The 18,582-nt window shown below is 40.8% G+C and carries 15 protein-coding genes; 6 read left to right on the top strand and 9 right to left on the bottom strand.

The annotated features are described in order from the left end of the window. Window positions 1–2,639, top strand: a 2,639-nt coding sequence (locus V7K38_RS17935; RefSeq protein ID WP_334859745.1) for a Calx-beta domain-containing protein, incomplete at its 5' end; no start/stop codon positions are given. A gap of 156 nt (window positions 2,640–2,795) precedes the next feature. On the opposite strand, the gene V7K38_RS17930 is transcribed toward V7K38_RS17935, so the two are convergent. The 4 genes from V7K38_RS17930 to V7K38_RS17915 all read right to left on the bottom strand — a co-directional run bounded on the left by V7K38_RS17930 (window position 2,796) and on the right by V7K38_RS17915 (window position 7,794). Beyond that, a complete protein-coding gene (locus tag V7K38_RS17930) occupies window positions 2,796–4,346 on the bottom strand; it encodes a mercuric reductase (protein ID WP_334859744.1) in 1,551 nt (516 codons plus the stop codon). A 770-nt stretch (window positions 4,347–5,116) separates the two neighbouring features. Further along, window positions 5,117–5,890 carry a TVP38/TMEM64 family protein gene (locus V7K38_RS17925; RefSeq protein WP_334859742.1) on the bottom strand — a complete coding sequence of 258 codons (774 nt, stop codon included), beginning with the start codon at window positions 5,888–5,890 and terminating at the stop codon, window positions 5,117–5,119. Then, window positions 5,859–6,617 (bottom strand): TVP38/TMEM64 family protein, encoded by a 759-nt coding sequence (locus V7K38_RS17920; protein WP_334859750.1) that lies wholly within the window; start codon window positions 6,615–6,617, stop codon window positions 5,859–5,861. Before V7K38_RS17920 ends, V7K38_RS17925 begins: the two co-directional genes overlap by 32 nt. Before the next feature lie 466 nt (window positions 6,618–7,083). Beyond that, a complete protein-coding gene (locus tag V7K38_RS17915) occupies window positions 7,084–7,794 on the bottom strand; it encodes a TIGR04283 family arsenosugar biosynthesis glycosyltransferase (protein WP_334859741.1) in 711 nt (236 codons plus the stop codon). A gap of 49 nt (window positions 7,795–7,843) precedes the next feature. Between V7K38_RS17915 and V7K38_RS17910 the strand changes: the two genes are divergently transcribed. Next, window positions 7,844–8,422: a Uma2 family endonuclease gene (locus V7K38_RS17910; RefSeq protein WP_334859740.1), complete on the top strand. Its 579-nt coding sequence runs from the start codon at window positions 7,844–7,846 to the stop codon at window positions 8,420–8,422. A 4-nt stretch (window positions 8,423–8,426) separates the two neighbouring features. On the opposite strand, the gene V7K38_RS17905 is transcribed toward V7K38_RS17910, so the two are convergent. From V7K38_RS17905 to V7K38_RS17895, 3 genes are all read right to left on the bottom strand, one after another. Further along, window positions 8,427–9,017 carry a Uma2 family endonuclease gene (locus V7K38_RS17905; RefSeq protein WP_334859739.1) on the bottom strand — a complete coding sequence of 197 codons (591 nt, stop codon included), beginning with the start codon at window positions 9,015–9,017 and terminating at the stop codon, window positions 8,427–8,429. 63 nt (window positions 9,018–9,080) lie between these two features. Further along, window positions 9,081–9,668: a DUF2808 domain-containing protein gene (locus tag V7K38_RS17900; protein WP_334859738.1), complete on the bottom strand. Its 588-nt coding sequence runs from the start codon at window positions 9,666–9,668 to the stop codon at window positions 9,081–9,083. 22 nt (window positions 9,669–9,690) lie between these two features. Then, window positions 9,691–10,128: a DoxX family protein gene (locus V7K38_RS17895; protein ID WP_334859737.1), complete on the bottom strand. Its 438-nt coding sequence runs from the start codon at window positions 10,126–10,128 to the stop codon at window positions 9,691–9,693. A 360-nt stretch (window positions 10,129–10,488) separates the two neighbouring features. Here V7K38_RS17895 and V7K38_RS17890 point away from each other — a divergent pair, with 360 nt between their 5' ends. Next, on the top strand, window positions 10,489–12,663 hold the full coding sequence (locus tag V7K38_RS17890; RefSeq protein ID WP_334859736.1) for a DEAD/DEAH box helicase: 2,175 nt from the start codon (window positions 10,489–10,491) through the stop codon (window positions 12,661–12,663). Window positions 12,664–12,835: 172 nt separating this feature from the next. On the opposite strand, the gene V7K38_RS17885 is transcribed toward V7K38_RS17890, so the two are convergent. Together V7K38_RS17885 and V7K38_RS17880 are read right to left on the bottom strand one after the other, a co-directional pair. Beyond that, window positions 12,836–13,711 carry an SMP-30/gluconolactonase/LRE family protein gene (locus tag V7K38_RS17885; RefSeq protein ID WP_334859735.1) on the bottom strand — a complete coding sequence of 292 codons (876 nt, stop codon included), beginning with the start codon at window positions 13,709–13,711 and terminating at the stop codon, window positions 12,836–12,838. A 196-nt stretch (window positions 13,712–13,907) separates the two neighbouring features. Beyond that, entirely contained in the window at window positions 13,908–14,846 is a 939-nt protein-coding gene (locus V7K38_RS17880) for an NAD-dependent epimerase/dehydratase family protein (RefSeq protein WP_334859734.1), read from the bottom strand. Between the two features lie 273 nt (window positions 14,847–15,119). Between V7K38_RS17880 and V7K38_RS17875 the strand changes: the two genes are divergently transcribed. From V7K38_RS17875 to gmd, 3 genes are all read left to right on the top strand, one after another. After that, the gene (locus tag V7K38_RS17875; protein WP_334859733.1) at window positions 15,120–16,274 is read left to right on the top strand and encodes a glycosyltransferase; all 1,155 of its coding nucleotides are present in this window, start codon (window positions 15,120–15,122) and stop codon (window positions 16,272–16,274) included. Window positions 16,275–16,373: 99 nt separating this feature from the next. After that, window positions 16,374–17,132, top strand: coding sequence for a sugar transferase (locus V7K38_RS17870; RefSeq protein ID WP_334859748.1), 759 nt, complete (start codon window positions 16,374–16,376; stop codon window positions 17,130–17,132). Window positions 17,133–17,501: 369 nt separating this feature from the next. Further along, window positions 17,502–18,581 (top strand): GDP-mannose 4,6-dehydratase, encoded by a 1,080-nt coding sequence (gmd, locus tag V7K38_RS17865; RefSeq protein ID WP_334859732.1) that lies wholly within the window; start codon window positions 17,502–17,504, stop codon window positions 18,579–18,581. Window position 18,582 lies beyond the last annotated feature (1 nt).

Here is an 18,582-nt window from a genome sequence, read left to right as displayed (position 1 = left end):
GCGCGATCGCACTAGTTGCAGGTCAGAAGTACGATATTAAACTGGAATATTATGAAAATAGCTACAGTGCCGTTTCCCAACTGTCTTGGTCAAGTAACTCTCAGACCAAGCAAATCATTCCCCAATCCCAACTTTATAGTCAGGCGGATACAGCTGTTAGTAATGGCAACGGGCTAAAAGCCGAGTACTACGATAACATCGACTTTTCAAACCTGAAGGTAACTCGCACAGATCCGACAGTAAACTTCAACTGGGACTATGGTTCTCCAGATCCTACCGTAGGTGTGGATACCTTCTCAGCCCGTTGGACAGGTCAGGTAGAAGCCAAGTACAGCGAGACTTATAACTTCTACACCACTACCGATGATGGTGTGCGACTGTCGGTGAATGGTCAACAAATTATCAATCAGTTTGTCGATCAATCTGCTACCGAATATAGTGGCGCGATCGCACTAGTTGCAGGTCAGAAGTACGATATTAAACTGGAATATTATGAAAATAGCTACAGTGCCGTTTCCCAACTGTCTTGGTCAAGTGCCTCTCAGACCAAGCAAATCATTCCCCAATCCCAACTGTATTCACCAGAGTTTCTAGCCACTATCACCTTGGGATCATCTGCCACAACTGTAAACGAAGGCGTTGGTAGTGTAAGCATAACTTTGCTCAGAAGTGGTGATTTAAGCGGCACATCTTCAATTAAGTATGCAACTATAGCTGGTACTGCTACAGCAGGGGTTGACTACGGAAATGAAGGCATTGAAACCGCCGGAACAGTTATTTTTGCACCAGGGGAAAGGAGTAAACAGATATCTCTTTCGATCAATGACGATTTTTTAGGAGAAACTGATGAAACTTTTAATTTTGTCATCGATCAGCCAGAAGGGGCAACACTAGGACTGCAAAGAACTCTGGGAATTATGATTCAAGATAACGATCGCTCTAGTCTCAATTTCACTCAGCCAGTAGTTAATGAGGACGATGGTACTGCTACGCTGACAGTTATGCGCGGTAACGGTGAAAGTGCTGCTAGTGTTGACTACATAACCGTGGATGGGAGTGCTAAAGCAGGATCTGACTACCAGGCTGTATCTGGAACCTTGACCTTTACAGTAGGACAAACCAGCAAGACTATTGTTATCCCGATTATTGATAATAACGTTGGGGAAGAAAATGAAACATTTACTTTGAATTTTAGTAACGCAGTCGGAGTGGAACTAGATACTCAACAGACAACCATCACTATTTACGATAATGACTCTGGGAAATTTACTGTAGATACAATAGCTTCTGGTTTAATTGAACCCACAGCTTTTGACTCGACATCTGACGGTAAGACCATGTTCGTTGCCCAGAAAGATGGGGTAGTGCGAGTCTTAAACAAGGGTACTTTATTAGATACACCATTTATCGATATTTCTGGAGAAGTCAATGATACACGCGATCGCGGTTTATTAGGCATTGCCGTACATCCAGATTTTGGCAAAAATCCCAACGGCAACAACTACGTTTACCTCTTGTATACCTACGATCCACCAGAAACCGATCCAAACAATCCTAAGAACAATCCCAATACCACCTTGGACGATCGCGATCAACTCGGCAATAGGACTGCACGGCTTACTCGCGTGGAAGCTGATCCCAACACTAATTACACTACTGCTATTGCTGGCAGCGAATTTGTGATGCTAGGTACTAATGGCACTTGGGATAATATCAGCCATCTAGATGGAAATAGCACAGATGTCACACTTGGCTATGCACCATCAGGAATTCTCAACAAAGATACTGGTAAGCCGTTTACTAGCTTGCAGGATTATGTCAATAATCTCGATAAAGTCCAAAATGTCGAGAATTATATAGCTAATGATAGTGAATCTCACTCAGTTGGTGCTGTGCGGTTTGGTACTGATGGTACTCTGTTTGTGAGTTTTGGAGATGGCACTTCCTACAATGGGATAGATCCGCGAGCAATTCGCGCCCAGGATCTGAATAACCTGTCGGGTAAGGTTCTACATATTGATGCCATTACTGGTCAAGGCTTATCAACTAATCCTTTTTATAATGGCGATCCTAATAGCAATATTTCCAAAGTCTATAATTCTGGTTTGCGTAACCCTTTCCGCTTCACAATTGATAAGGAAACCAATACCCCCTATATTGGTGATGTTGGCTTCGGTAGTTATGAAGAGGTGAATATTGGAAAACCAGGAGCAAACTTTGGCTGGCCATTTTATGAAGGTGGCCTTGATGACAACGGCAATATCGTTAACTTGAAACAACCACAATACTCTACCCTAGATGCAGCGCAAGACTTTTATAATAGTGGCAAAACTGTTACAAAACCAGCTTACACTTACAAGCATGATGGGGCTAATGCGATTACTATGGGTGACTTTTACACAGGCAATGCTTTCCCTTCAATCTATGAAAATGCCTTATTCGTTGGTGATTTCAGTCAAGGAACTATCGATGCTTTGAAGTTTGATAGTAACGGCACACTTGTCTCAGTTAATCGGTTTGCTTCCGAAGAAGACACACCTAATCTAGGAGTGCCTGTACAAATTACCACTGAAGACGATGGTAATCTGTACTACGCAGACTTGACAGGAGGTGCGATTAAACGCTTCCGACCTGTTTAGAGATAATGTGACATAACAGTTATAGCGGTTCTCAGTTGAGTGAGGTACAAGAACCCCAACCCGCTCCCCGCAAGCGATGAGGGGGCTATGATGTGTCTCATGTGATTAGGAAACGCTATATCAGTGAACAGTCAGACAACTATTCACTGATTTTGATCAAGATAACTTTGTCAAAAATCCCAACAATTTTTTGGTATTTGCTGTTAATAGTGTTCGACGATAAGCATCAGCCGCTTTTTTAATAGCTTCGGCTTGAGTGGGATAAGGATGAATTACACTGCTTAATTTACTCAAACCGATCTTATTTACCATTGCTGTAGTCACTTGTGAAATCATCTCACCCGCGTGACTGGCGACAATAGTTGCACCGATTATTTCATCAGACCCCTTTTTATGGTGGATTTTGAGAAATCCTGCCTCTTCACCATCTGCGATCGCTCGGTCTACACTACTAAAAGGTATTTTGATTGTTGTCACCTCAATACCCAATTTTTGCGCCTCGTGTTCGGACATCCCTACGTGGGCAATTTCTGGGTCAGTATAAGTTACCCACGGCATCACCAGACTACTAAGTTTCGAGCGTCCTAAACCAAAAGGAGAAAACAGCGTATTTTTAATCACAATCCGCGCCGCAGCATCCGCAGCATGGGTAAATTTCCAGTTCATGCAGATATCGCCAGCTGCATAAATTTGGGAATTCGTCGTCTGGAGATAATCATTTACCTTCACACCTTGACTTTTGTCGTATTCCACCCCCACTGATTCTAAATTTAAACCTTCCACATTTGGCGATCGCCCCGCACCGACTAAAATTTCATCTACTGTCACCGAATCTCGATGACTATTGGAAGAAAAGTAAAGCCGTTTCCCTTCAGTCACAGTTACCACTTCTTCTAATTTGGAATTCAACACTACGCGAATTCCTTCCCTAATCAAAACCTTTTGGAGAATTTCAGCAGCTTCAGCATCTTCTTTATTCAGAAGATGAGAACCGCTATGGAAAAGTACTACCTCAGAACCCAAACGCCGGAAAGCTTGCGCCAATTCGCAACCAATGGGGCCGCCACCAATCACCGCCAAACGTTCCGGTCTTTGAATTAGAGAAAAAACCGTCTCATTAGTTAGATAACCCGCCTTTTCAATTCCTGGAATCGAAAGTTGTGCGGCTCTTGCGCCAGTCGCAATTACAGCTTTTTTAAACCGGAGGGTTTTGTCGCCAACTTCCACGGTATTTTTACTTGCAAATCGACCGCTACCCAAAAAGACATCGACACCCAACTTTTGAAATCGTTCCGCCGAGTCATTATGACTAATATCAGCTCTTACCCGCCGCATCCTTGCCATAACTTTGGGAAAATCAACATCAATATTATGTTGGGGAATATTAACTCCCAATTCTTTAGCATCCCAGATTTCGCCAACGACGCGGGCAGACCGAATAATAGTTTTAGATGGTACGCAACCAACATTTAAACAATCTCCACCCATGAGATGCTTTTCAATTAACGCCACTTTTAAACCCAAATCCAAACCCGCCGCCCCCGCCGCCACCACTAATCCCGCCGTACCAGCCCCAATTACTACCAAATCGTAAACATCTGCCGGTTGAGGATTAACCCAGTTTGGCGGATGGACGTAAGACAACAACTTTTGGTTATACTCATCCGTTGGGCGAACTGTGACTCTCTCTAAATCTGAATTGGTCATTGGCGAAACCTCTTTTAAGAATTGAAAATACTAAAGTCAACTACCTTTTGGGGAATTGAAAATTAAAAATCCTGATAAATTTAGGTGGCTCAGTCTATTGTTTTTTATGTTTGTTTAATAATAAATACAGCCTTTGAGTTGTTTTGTCCGTTTGGGAATTGACAGATACGATTAAAGTTTTCTTGTATAAACGTTTCAACAATCGAGAATTTACAGCAATTGCTGTTGAATAAACGACACCAAGTAGGTAGGCGTAATTAAATATAAGATCAAACCTCACCCTCAATCCCTCTCCTTACTAAGGCTACAGTGTACACACAAATCGGAGCTACTTTGATATCCGGGTTTTACCCCCCTTAATCCCCCCTTTCCAAGGGGGGAAACAAGAAAATCTAGCTTTCCAAGGAGGTAAACGTTTTTCCGACACCAGTCGGCATATAGAAATAAGAAAATCTAGTTCCCTCCCCTTTCCAAGGGGAGGGTTAGGGTGGGGTAATTCGATAACTTGTGTGTACACCGTAGCCTTACTAAGGGACTTCCAAATAAAAAAATATTCCAAAACTGACACAAAAATCCTCTTAATCTCTCCTCTCTCGGTCTGTGTTCTCTGCGCGACAGTCGGTCTTGGGGGAAACCCCCAAGACCGCGCTACCTTGTCTCTGTGATTCGTTTTTTGGGATAACTTATTTCTTCGAAATCCTTAAGGAGAGGAAAGCCGGAGGGAGGGTGAGGTTTTATATTTAATTTGACCCACTTACTTACTAGAGTACCTACAATTCCTCTTCTAAAGCTTTGCGTGCAATCCGGGTGACATAAACTGTAACGGCAACTGTCGCAATCAAACCCAAAATCCGAATTGCCCATTGTAAATTTGGGTTGGTAGGTTGAGCTTCAGTACCAATCATGGCTAAATTACCTGCAAGGGAACCAATATAAACGTACATAATGGTTCCAGGAATCATACCTACAGAGCCGATGAAGTAATCTTTCAGTGAAACTCCCGTGATGCCAAAGGCATAATTTAACAAGTTGAAAGGAAATATCGGGGACAGTCGCGTTAACAAGACAATTTTTAATCCTTCTCTACCAACTGCTTGGTCAATAGCGGCAAATTTTTTATTATCTGCAATTTTACTAGCAACCCAGCCCCTTGCTAAATAACGTCCCACAAGGAAGGCAGCAGTAGCGCCAAGGGTTGCACCGACAAATACGTAGAGAGAACCCCAAACTGCACCAAAAATTACACCCGCTCCCAAGGTGAGAATAGAACCAGGGAAAAAAGCGACAGTAGCGATAATATAAAGGGCAATAAAAGCTGTGGCTCCCAACGCACCCAGGCTATCAATCCACTCCAAGGCTTCGCGTAAAATAGCTTGGGGATTGAAAGAATTTAGATTTATAGACTCTTGTGCTAAAGCCGAGTTTGTATTTAATGAAAAACCGCCGATCAATATTAGTAATATTAATGCACTTAAACTAAAAAATTTCTGCAAGTTTCTGACATTAATACTTTTAAATATCTGGATGATTGTTAGTTTTGTCATGGATTGTTATTTCTTGGATTGCTACACTTTGGGCTAATGCTTTTTGGGCAACTTTTGTAATATAGACAGTCACGGCAACGGTAGCAATCAACCCAACTATTCGCATTACCCATTGCCAGACTTGAGTTTCTGGAGTAATTGGTTGATGAGATGTGTTAATCATGACTAGATTACCAGCTAACGAACCAATATAAACGTACATCACAGTACCGGGAATAATGCCAAAGGAACCCAATATATAGTCTTTGAGAGAAACTTGTGTTACCCCGAAAGCATAATTTAATAAATTGAAGGGAAAAAGGGGAGAGAGACGAGTTAGCAAGACAATTTTCCATCCCTCTTTAGCAACTGCTAAATCAATTGCTTTAAATTTAGGATGTTTTTTTATTTGTCGAGAAACCCAATCGCGTGAAAGGTAGCGTCCAACGAGAAAAGCTAAGGTTGCTCCTACTATTGCAGCAATTAGCACATATATTGACCCCCAAAATACTCCAAATAGAAAACCACCTTTGATCGTTAGAAGGGAACCCGGTATAAATAATAATGTTGCTAAGTTGTAAATGACTATGTAGGCTATAGGCCCGAAAACTCCAAGACTCTCAACCCAAATGATTGATGTCTGTAAAAGTCCTTGAAAGTTTAACTGTTTAGCAGCAACTATTAAAGTGAGAATTAGGCAACTTAAGAGTAGTAGTTTGAGTTTGGAACTTAATAAACGCTTCTTCATTATTATAAGTTTGACCTTCTGAGGCTCAATGTTCACCTTCTGAAGCTCGATGTTCACCTTCTGAAGCTCAATGTTCACCTTCTGAGGCTCGATGTTCACCTTCTGAGGCTCAATGTTCACCTTTTGAGGCTCAATGTTCACCTTCTGAGGCTCAATGTTCACCTTTTGAGGCTCAATGTTCACCTTCTGAGGCTTAATGTTCACCTTCTGAGGCTCAATGTTCACCTTCTGAGGCTCAATGTTGAAACTTACATCTCGAATCTACTCCAACTAAGAGGTTGTTTGAAAAGTGTTTTGCTGTGATTTTAGGCACTTTTAGATCCCCCCTAACCCCCCTAAAAAAGGGGGGAACCGGAATCAAAGTCTCCCAATTTATCGAGAGATTTAGAGGGATCTAAAACTTTTGATACCGAAAAGAGGACTTTTCAAACATCCTCTAAGATGTACTACTGATATGAGAAACAGCTTAAATTCTCTTAAATTTTTCTCGGCGATACCAACTACGAATTCGCTCAGGTGAAACGCCGAGTAAATAAGCAATAATTACTATTTGATTAAGTAGTGTAGTTTTGAATACTCCCTTTTGCAACCATCTACGGGCTGAAGTCAGAACTGGTGTAGGGATAATTACAATGCGTCCAATGGGTTTTAAGCGACGGATGAGTTCAAAGTCTTCCATGATAGGCAATTCGGGAAAACCACCAATTTGCTGAAATACTTCCTTAGTTAAAAAAATTGCTTGGTCGCCGTAGGGCATTTGGCAAAAATGCGATCGCAAATTTACACCCAACTCCACCCATCTTAAACTTAAAAGTGATGCATCAATCCGCAATTTAAATGCACCAGCCACAATCCCAGGTTGTTGTAGCGCTGTGCGAATCATCTCATCAAACCCAATCGGTAAACGGGTATCTGCATGAAGAAATAGCAGAATCTCTCCTGTAGCCGCTATCGCACCCGTATTCATTTGCACAGCGCGACTGGGAGATGATGAGATAACTTTGACATTTAAAGACTTAGCTATTTCTATGGTGTCATCTTTAGAGCCACCATCTACTATGATTACTTCTATATTTGTATTAGGTTGAGTAGTAGCAATGGCTTCTTTAATATTCCCTGCTTCATTAAGAGTCGGAATAATAATATAAATTTTAGCTGCGTCAATATTCTGACTCATAATTGCTTACAATTTAGCTAAAGTTGATGTCATCCTCAAGATAACCCCCATGACAGCTATCACAATCAACTTAAACCCCATCATCCAACTCACCGATAACCAGTTTTATCAACTCTGTCGGCAAAACCCTGAAGTCAAATTTGAAAGGAATGCAGAAGGAAAACTATTAATAATGCCACCTACAGGCGGAGAAACTGGAAATCGTAATTTTGAAATGGCGGCAGATTTTGTGATTTGGAATCGCCAAACTCAACTAGGAGTTGGCTTCGATTCTTCCACCTGCTTTAAACTTCCCAATGGTGCAAACCGTTCTCCTGATGTCGCTTGGATAAGAAAAGAGAGATGGAATGCACTCACACCCGAAGAACAAGAAAAGTTTCCACCGATCGCACCAGATTTTGTTTTAGAGTTAATGTCACCAAGCGATAGTTTGCGAGAAACGCAAGCGAAAATGCAGGAATATATTGATAACGAAGTTAAATTAGGTTGGTTAATTAATCCGAAAATGTATCAGGTAGAAATCTATCGGATTGGGAAACCAGTAAAAATATTAGCATCTCCCCAAGAATTATCAGGAGAAGATGTTTTACCAGGATTTATTTTAAATTTACAAATAATTTGGGAATAAATATTTATTGATTTCGGATTACCTGCTCAAATTCAACAACAGCATGGTACTGGTCAGGCATAGCGATATAATTGAGCAGCAAAGCTGGATCTAAATCTGCAAAAAACCCACTCCGATCTACTTGTTCATACTCGCCCTGTTCGTTAAGACGGAATATTTTGATAGAGTTAGATTTCCAAAACCAGACTTCAGGCACTTTTTTAGGTTTGTATAACTCCTTCCTGTTAATGGTTCCACTGGTGACGATAATTTCAATCACAATGTCAGGAACTTCTTTTTCTGTGCCAATGCTGTAAGATTCATCTGGCGTACCAGAAGCATAGCCAGGTTCTTCCAAAGTGAAACCACCACGTCTATAAAACCGGATACCCAACTCTTTCATGTAAGCTTCTAGTAGCAAGCCAACAGTACTTTTTACTTTCTCATGTTTATCTCCAATTGGGGACATAATTTCTAAAATTCCTGACAAATAAGATAGTCTGACATTGCGGTTTTCCTGAAGTTGTGTTTCGATACCTTTAAATTGCTCCCAAGAAACATCCTTGAGAGTTACCAGTTTTTCTTCTGTGGGCTGTTCTACTAGTGGGATGCTCATAAAAACACTTTCCTTATACGCTCACTAATTCTACTATTTACCAAACTTTTGCGATCGCGCTGCTTATGGAAACCACCAGCTACTTCCATTGCTGTAAAACTGAAACCGTCCAAAGCCGAGAAATTGCCCGTGGGATTTCTCACCCACAGGAAACGCAGTTACACCCAGTAAATAGACACCAGAAAAGCTGGGATTACTCACCGGACGGAGGGCGATTGTCACTGTCTGTCCGGGAGTTACAGGCGGTTCAAAGTTCACAGTAACGGTTCGTGTCTCGCGTTCGTTTGTAACTGCGCCTAGTGTTAGCCGAGATTCTTTGCGTAGGCGTAGCCCGCCGTAGGCATCGCGCTCTCCAACAAAGGCGCGGGTATCATTAAGATGATAGCGGATGTTTTCTGTTCCCTCTCTTTGTGCGATCGTTACCTTCTGAAGGGATTCTCCAGCATTTTCCGGCAGGTTGATAGTGAAATAGTAAGTTCCGCCCCAAATATTCACATCTTTATAAGCAGTGGTTGCATTCACAAGTTTCGGCGGTTGGACAAAGTAGACTGTACCATCTCTAAGCTGCACCGCTTGAGTCACCGGCAGGGTTAATCCCCCAATACCGATTGCTAACGAGAATGTTATTCCAAATAAAGTTGCAACACGCATAATTCAAATATAAAAAACGCACTTATTTCAATTTTAATTCTTTGGGAAAGAGTGACTTAGGAATTATAGAAGCTTGTTTTTTCCAATCAGAAGATTTAGCGTACCACCAAGCCCAAGCAATTAAAACTCCTTGAAAGGGAAGCCTGATTACGTGTACCCAAGGTGAATTTGGTATATGTTCTAGTTGAATATGATTAACCGCCATATTGATATTGGCAGGGTAAACAGCAATAAAAAGAGCAATAAGTCCCCAAGCAGCAGCTTCACTTACAGGCGGGACTAATAAGCCGATACCACCTAAAATTTCATAAAAGCCACTGAGATAAACTAATCCTAAAGGATAAGGAAGTTGCGGTGGCATAATTTTGACATACGGTTCTGGAATAACAAAGTGTGTCACTCCAACCACAATAATAGAGATAGCAAGGACGACACGTAAGATTTCCTTATACTTATTCATGGTTTTTGCCTCATTATATAGTTGTGCCTATTACTTCAGTTTGACTGACGGATTTTAATCTGCCTTGAGCCAATAGGAGTAAAAATCAACAAAATTTCCCAAAATGCCACTTAATTAAGAGATTCATCTAATTGACCATCACATTTTACATAATGCTTGCGTCGCTTAGTTATAGCAATCCCAAATGAGTCCTAAAAATCTCCGATTCCTCTCTGCGTTCTCTGCGCCTCTGCGGTTAATTTATTTTTATAAATGATTTAGGACTGTATATAATATTATTTCAACTTTATTTGTGTAGTAAATAATCAGTAATCATTTACTAGTGAATTCATTACCTGTTACTAATTATTCATAAAAAATATGAGCGATGCCTTTAGCAGACTTGCACCCTTCATCCGAGAATATATCTATCATCATCAGTGGACTGAATTACGACCAGTTCAAATTGCCGCTTGTCAAGTTATATTTGACACCGATGCTCATTTACTAGTTACTGCTGCAACTGCTGCGGGTAAAACAGAAGCAGCCTTCTTACCAATTTTGACTTTATTACATGCCAACCCCGCAAAAACTATAGGCACATTATACATTAGTCCAATCAAAGCTTTAATTAACGATCAATTTGAACGCCTCAACGACTTACTTAAAGAAGCAGATATTCCAGTTTGGCATTGGCACGGTGATGTTTCTCAAACTCGAAAAAACAAACTTTTAAAGAATCCTCAAGGTATTCTACAAATTACACCAGAATCTCTAGAAAGCTTGTTAATCAACAAAAATAACGACCTACTCCGCTTATTTGGTGACTTAAGATTTGTCGTCATTGATGAAATTCACGCTTTTATGGGTTCCGAACGTGGTTGTCAAATTATTTGCCAATTACAACGTTTAGCAAAGTTGACACAAAAACAACCGCGCCGGATTGGTTTGTCGGCAACTCTTGGCGATTACTCAATAGCTGAAGACTGGTTGCGTTCAGGAACAGATAAACCAGTTATTACACCGCAAAATGACGGGATACAACGCCAAATAAAATTAGCTGTAGAACATTTTTATATTACTGATGAAGTAGATGAATTAGAAGCAACAGATTATGAGCAATATATTTTCAACCTCAGCAAATCTCGTAAATGCCTAATATTTGCTAATAATCGCACGCGCACTGAATCTATAATTGCATCTTTGCGACAAATTGCTACAGAACAAGGACTACCAGATATATATCATGTGCATCATGGGAGTATATCTGCTAGCTTGCGACAAGCTGCTGAAAATGCAATGCGCGAACCCAACAATCCAGCCGTTACCGCAGCCACTCTGACTTTAGAATTAGGTATAGATATCGGTTATTTAGAGCGAGTTATTCAGTTAGAATCACCCTTATCTGTAGCTAGTTTTTTACAACGCTTAGGACGTAGTGGCAGAAGAGGCGAAGCTGCCGATATGCGTTTTATTTGCGCTGAAGAGAAACCATTATCAGAAGCTTCTTTACCTGAACAAATACCCTGGCAACTGTTGCAATCTATTGCGATTATTCAACTGTATTTAGAAGAACAATGGATTGAACCAATCAGACCGATTAAATATCCTTTAAGTTTGCTTTACCACCAAACAATGAGTATTTTAACAGCAACAGGAGAACTTTCACCTAATGCCCTAGCAAAACAAATTTTTAGTCTACCACCCTTTGCAGCTATTTCTAAAGAAGATTTTCAATTATTGCTTCGTTATTTAATTGATATTGGTCATATTCAACATACCGAACAAGGTAAATTAATCCTGGGTTTGGCAGGAGAAAGGATTGTGAGGAAGTTTCAGTTTTATGCTGTCTTTGCTGAACAGCAAGAATATATTGTTAAGCAAGGTACAACGGAAATTGGCAGTATCGTTACACCACCTGCTGTTGGGAATCAATTTGCTTTAGCTGGCAGAAGTTGGGAAGTCGTAGAAGTTGACTTTCAAAAGAAAGCTATTTTTGTTAAACAAGCTGAGGGTAAAGCTAGTATTTACTGGCGTGGAAGTGGTGGCACTATTCATACCAAAGTTTTACAACGAATGCAACAGGTTCTATTTGAAAATATCGAGTACACCTATCTGCAAAAAAATGCTTTACAACGTTTACATCAAGTTCGCCAATTGGTGCAGCAGGTTGGATTAAATAAACAAAATATCTTGCAATTAGAAAAAGGTAAATGCTATATTTTTCCCTGGATGGGTACGGTTGCTTATCGCACTTTAGAAAGATTATTAAACTCTTACTGTCGAGAATCGTTGGAAATTACAAGTATTGGGGGATTAAATCCTTATTATTTCACAATTAAATTAGGTAAGGATAAATTCAAATCTCTTTATCATGAAATTGCTTCATTGTGTGAACAAAGAATTATTTCAGAAGATTTACTCAGTACTTCAGAAGCACCAGAAATTCATAAGTACGATCGATTTATTCCTCATCCACTTTTACGAAAAGCTTTTGCTAACGATTATTTAGATATGAGAGAATTAAAACAGCAAGTGGCATTGTGGAGAGAATAGATAATATTTTAATTATCTTAAAATTCCTATGGCAATCTTAAATGAGTTGTGTTGGCATAGCCTACCGTAAGCAGAAATTATTATTTTCAACGAACCGCAGAGACGCAGAGGCCACAGAGAGGAGAATCAAAAGAGGTTGATGGCGAATTATTTATGACTGTTATTACCACTCTTAAAAAGAGGAAGAAGGTAATCCAGTAACATCAGTTTGGATAGCAAATAAATCACCTGAGTAGAAACTTTTTTCGATCTCTGCTTGGCTAAGTCCAACTGAAGCAGTTGTAATATAAAGTGTTTGCAAGTCCTCGCCTCCAAAAGTACAGCTAGTTGGCAATTGCACAGGTAGCTTTATCCGCAATATCTCTTCACCATTAGGGTTGAAACGAATTACACACCATCCATTCCACATAGCTGACCAAATATGTCCTTCACTGTCTATTGTCAAACCATCTGGATGGAAGGATTCATGAGTTAAATCAACAAAAATCCGGCGATTACTAATATTTCCTGTTACTGAATTAAAATCGTAAGCATATATTTTTTGCTGAGGAGAATCTGTTAAGTAAAATGTCTTTTGATCGGGACTCCACCCCAAACCATTAGAAATGGTCAATCCCGTTTCCATTAAATGCAATGAACCATCAGTGTCATAGCGATAAAGGCTAGCTTGAGGTTTTTCCAGAGAACACATTGAACCAAACCAGAAACGTCCTTGAGGGTCACATTTACCATCATTGAGACGGTTATCTGCAAGATTGGCTTCAATTTCTAAAATTGGGGTAACAACACCTGTCTGGGTGTTGAGGAATGCCAGGTGATGACGCAGCAACATAATTAATCTATCTTCACCTGCTGTTGCGATCGCACCTACGACATCTCCCACATCAAAAAAGTCGTTTTCCCCCGTAGCAGGATTGAACTGATGCACCCGATGGTTGTAGATATCAACCCAGTACAGTAGTTTCCGGGTAGAATCCCAGATGGGGCCTTCACCCAAGCGGGCACGGGCTTCTAGAACATTGTGGAGTGGATATTGCAACTCGTCCATTTTATCAATCAACAACACTATTTACGGAAGGTAATTTTAGTGGCATTGATGCAATATCTTAAAACATCTGCCTGATCAAATTCAAGTAAAAACTGAAGACGTGATGAATTGCGTCTTCCCCAGGTAAAAGAAAAAACTCTTCCTTTTGCCTAAAGCTGAGATTCCCGACTTAGGTAAAAAATCGGGAATCTTGTTTCTAAACAGCTTGCAAAATCTCCTCATCTACAGAAAAATCTACTTCCGCTTTGTCTTTTGCATTAGCTAAATAATCATTTTCCAAAGAGTCTTGCAACCCAGAAATCAAATCATATTCAGGCTGCCAGTTTAATTCTGTTTGCGCTTTATTTACTGAAGCAAAGAAATGCTGCACCCGCATCGGAAAAGCTTTGCGTTTGCCGAAATTAAACTTTTTTGGGTCATAATGGATGATTTTTACAGCATCAGGTGATTTGCCAGCCGCTACAGCGCTAGCACGGGCTAAACCATCAAAAGTGACAAAGCGATCGCCAGATATATTATAAATCTGTCCTATGGCTTGTTTATTGCCCAAAACCTGAGTCATTGCTAGTGCCAGGTCTTTTACATGCCCTAGCTGAGTGATATGCAACCCATTTCCGGGGATGGGAATGGGGCGATCGCGCACAATTCTGTCAAAAAACCAGCCTTCCAACTCATTATAATTACGAGGCCCGTAAATATAAGTAGGACGAATGGAAGTAAAAGGTAATCCCAATTGAGTCAGATAAGCTTCTGTTTCATGCTTACCCTTATGCCGACTTTTAGGATCTACCGGATCGCCTTCTATATGGGGCAATTGATCGGATTTGAGATACACTCCCGCAGAACTCATATACACAAAATGTTGCACTCCTTCTTGAAAAATTTCTGCCAGTGGTTGAGTATCAGTAAGTTCCCGTGCGTTGTTGTCAAAAATGACATCAAAGCTTTCTTGTGATAACTTTGCTTTTAATTGGGTAGGGTCAGTGCGATCGCCTATAATTTGTCCTACTCCCTGTAAAGAAGGTGCTGGTCGATTTCCACGATTGAACAGCACCACCTCATGTCCCTGCTCCACTAGTAATTGAGTTAAATAGACACCAATGAACCGAGTACCACCCATAATCAGAATTCGCATAAATTCACCCTTTCTATATCAGTTGTTGTTACAAGAGTAGGGAGTGGGGAGTGAGGAGTCGGGTAGATGGAGGAGATAATACCTAATGCCCCATGCCCCATGCCCAATCTGAGGTTATCATCCATCTGGAACCTCTGAAAGAAAGATTGCGTCTTGTGTGCTAATCTGGGGCGCTTCCCGTTAATTAATCACAAAGGGAAACTTTTCAGTCGGAGTCTAAAAAAACTATCTTCAATTTTGAATTTTGAATTTTGAATTTTGAATTGTTTAGCTGTGCCCTTGAAATATGCTCTGGTTCATGAGTGGCTGACACCCAAAGCCACCGGTGGTTCCGAACTCGTTGTCCGAGAAATTTTGAATCACATTGATGCTGATTTGTATGCTTTGATCGATTTTGAATCTAGCAATAGAGAAAGTTATTTATATAAGCGTCAGATTGGCAAGACGTTTCTCCAGAACTTTCCATCTGCTCGCAACGGTATACAAAAATACCTGCCTTTGTGGCCATTGGCAATTGAACAACTTGATCTGCGGGATTATGACATAATTCTGTCTTCATCTCACGCAGTTGCCAAAGGAATCCTTACCACTCCCGAACAGATGCATATTTGCTACTGTCACAGCCCTATGCGCTATGCCTGGGACTTGACTTTTGACTATCTGCGCTACAGCAAACTGGGTAGTGGTTTACCTGGGTGGGTGACGCGATATTTATTACATCGTTTGCGTCAGTGGGATGTATTGAGTGCCAATCGTGTTGATTACTTCATTGCTAACTCGCAACATACAGCTCGGCGGATTTGGCGTTGCTATCGGCGAGAAGCAACAGTCATTTACCCACCAGTGAATATCGCGGAATTCCCATTTCTGTCTGAGAAAGAGGACTTCTACCTGACAGTTTCCCGATTAGTGAGTTACAAGCAAATATCGTTGATTGTCAAGGCTTTTAATCAACTAAAACGACCACTAGTAATCATTGGTACAGGAGATGAAATGAAAAAGATCCGCGAGATGGCAAACTCCAATATCCAAATACTGGGATGGCAACCCGATAATGTGGTAAAAAAATATATGTCTAGGGCTAAGGCGTTTGTATATGCAGCTTGTGAAGATTTTGGGATTGCCCTAGTGGAGGCACAAGCCTGCGGCACGCCAGTGATTGCCTACGGTGCAGGAGGTGCTTTAGAAACAGTACGAGATATCCGCTCTTGTGTGGATACAGGGACAGGTATATTCTTCAAGACGCAAACAGAGGCGGCTTTAGTGGAGGCAGTAGAAAAGTTTGAAATGTATGAGGGTTCATTCAGTTCCGAGTATATGCGATCGCACGCCGCGCAGTTTTCACCGCAAATCTTTGCAGATCGTTATCTAGATTTTGTAAACAAATGCAACGAAAAAGACCGTTTTCAGAATGATGGTCTTGGTTAACGTCTTATTTTTTTAGGCTTTTGGCAATTTCCCCCCAGAAGCACATCATTTTGGCTTTAATATTGGGACTATGTGTGGTGTGGATTATTAAGGAGTATGATGACTGCCCAGAGCTCACTCCTCTCCGGCAAGCGAGGCGTACGGCAAGACACTAGAGCGTCTACGCGTACTTTCTTAAAACGCGGTCAAAAAACAAAGGCGCCAAAAGTTAAGCCCAAAGGTTTATCTTTTCAGGGCTTAAACGGAGAGTTTGCCAAACGACTGTTCGACATAATGTTTTCGCTGTCGGTGTTAATTTTGTTTTTCCCCGTCTACTTAATCTTGTCCTTGCTGATTGGTCTCAGTTCAGAAGGCCCGATTTTTTATGTCCAGGAACGGGTAGGAAAAAATTACGAAGCGTTTAATTGTATTAAATTCCGAACAATGGTAAGCAATGCAGACGAAATCCTCATGCAAATGATGGAAACATCGCCCGAATTGCGACAAGAATTTGAAAGCAGTTTTAAGCTAAAACAAGACCCTCGAATTACCAAAATTGGTCAATTTTTGCGAATTACTAGCTTGGATGAATTTCCCCAGTTCTGGAACGTTTTAAAAGGGGACATGAGTGTAGTCGGACCTCGACCCTTAGTAGCAGAAGAACTGCCAAAATATGGTTGTTACATTGATAAAATTTTAACAATCCGCCCAGGAATTACTGGTTTGTGGCAGGTATCCGGGCGTAATGATATTCCTTACCCCCGGCGAGTCCAAATAGACCTGCATTACGTCAAATTTAGGACTTTTTGGCTTGATTTATGGATCATCTTGAAAACTGTTGATGTAGTTATTCTGCCCAAAAATAACGGTGCATACTGAGTAAATACTTAGAACCGATTTTGTGGGGCAATTAATGCCCCTAAAAATCTAATCTTAGGTATCTAACATTTTATTCAGTCTTCACAAAACCAGATATATATGAAATTTTGACTAAAAAAACAATAGGCACAAAAATAATCTTCATCTATCTGGTAAAAGAAAAATATACATACTTAAACAATGTTTGTCTATATTGAAGGTTTAACTTAAGTGTTAAAGTATTTTTTATTAAGTATATTTATTTACGTGAAAAAGCCTCATAACAACAAGAACTCGTAGGTTTACCATTAGGAAATTTAGCAATTAGCTGCTAGGTTGTATCAGATTGGCTGTAACTTTTTAATCAAAGACAATAAGGGATAATTGAGCATGACGCAACAGAAGCGAGCGTTGATTACTGGTATCACTGGTCAAGATGGTTCATATCTGAGTGAGTTTTTGCTGGAACAAGGTTATGAGGTTCATGGCATCATTCGCCGGACTTCTACCTTCAATACAGACCGCATCGATCACATTTACGAAGACCCCCACAAAGACGGGGTGCGGTTGTTTCTTCACTACGGTGACTTGACAGATGGTACGACGCTGCGACGCATTTTAGAAGAAGTCAAGCCAGTAGAGATTTACAACCTCGGCGCTCAATCCCATGTCAGAGTCAGCTTTGATTCACCAGAATATACGGTGGATGCTGTAGGAATGGGTACGCTACGTCTGTTGGAAGCAATTCGAGACTACCAGCACCGGACTGGAATTCAGGTGCGATTTTACCAAGCGGGTTCTTCAGAAATGTACGGTTTGGTACAAGCAATACCTCAGACTGAAACAACACCCTTTTATCCCCGTAGTCCTTACGCCTGTGCAAAAGTTTACGCCCACTGGCAAACTGTAAATTATCGTGAGTCTTACGATTTGTTTGCTTGTAACGGCATACTTTTTAACCATGAGTCACCACGACGAGGCGAAACCTTTGTAACCCGCAAAATTACTAGAGCCGTGGCTGGTATAGTTGCTGGTAAGCAGAAAAAGATTTACATGGGTAATTTAGACGCAAAGCGAGATTGGGGCTATGCAAAGGATTACGTGAAAGCAATGTGGTTGATGTTGCAGAAAGATCAGCCAGACGATTACGTAATTGCTACTGGTGAAACCCACTCAGTGCGAGAGTTTTTAGAACTAGCATTTAATTACGTAAATCTCAATTGGCAAGATTACGTAGAGTTTGATGAGCGTTACCTCCGTCCATCTGAGGTAGAATTACTGATTGGTGATGCCACCAAAGCACGGCAGAATTTGGGCTGGAAAACATCAGTAACCTTTGAAGAATTAGTTTCCTTAATGGTAGAAGCAGATTTACAGGCATTGGGTCACACTTCACCCAACGGAAATGGTTCGCAATTTCCATTAGATATTGCAACTATTCGTCAACAACTGGGCGCTTTACACTTCTGAT

It is taken from the genome of Nostoc sp., assembly GCF_036917465.1.
GTDB lineage: Bacteria > Cyanobacteriota > Cyanobacteriia > Cyanobacteriales > Nostocaceae > Nostoc.
This window is presented reverse-complemented; position numbering and strand designations above follow the sequence as displayed.